Raw genomic sequence first — 290 nt, forward strand, 5'->3', positions numbered from 1 at the left:
GGGCCATTGATGAGGTACTGAGACGATGACGGAGGCGGATTTGTATCCTCATCTGGCGCATCTTGCCGGCGGGCAGGTGTACCCGTATGTGGTCCCCCTGCTGGATGGCAGGCCGTCGGTGGCGCTTGCTGCGTCAGGCACTGGAACTGATCGCTGATGCAGGGTCGGCCAGAAAAAAGTAGCCCGCCCGGAAATTCGCTTTCTGATGCGACTTGCGCTCCGTCTGGGGCGCACCTTATCCGAACTGCGCCACAGCCTGAGTGCGAGCGAGGCGATGATGTGGATGGAGT

General features: G+C 61.0%; 2 pseudogenes. Both read left to right on the forward strand.

The window, feature by feature from the left end:
• Positions 1 to 25: 25 nt before the first annotated feature.
• Positions 26 to 127 (forward strand): annotated as a pseudogene (locus E0D98_RS28320) (hypothetical protein); the annotation flags it as partial.
• Between the two features lie 78 nt (positions 128 to 205).
• Positions 206 to 290: pseudogene (locus tag E0D98_RS27720) on the forward strand (phage tail protein); the annotation flags it as partial.

Source organism: Escherichia sp. KCJ4928 (assembly GCF_004352695.1).
GTDB lineage: Bacteria > Pseudomonadota > Gammaproteobacteria > Enterobacterales > Enterobacteriaceae > ECMA0423.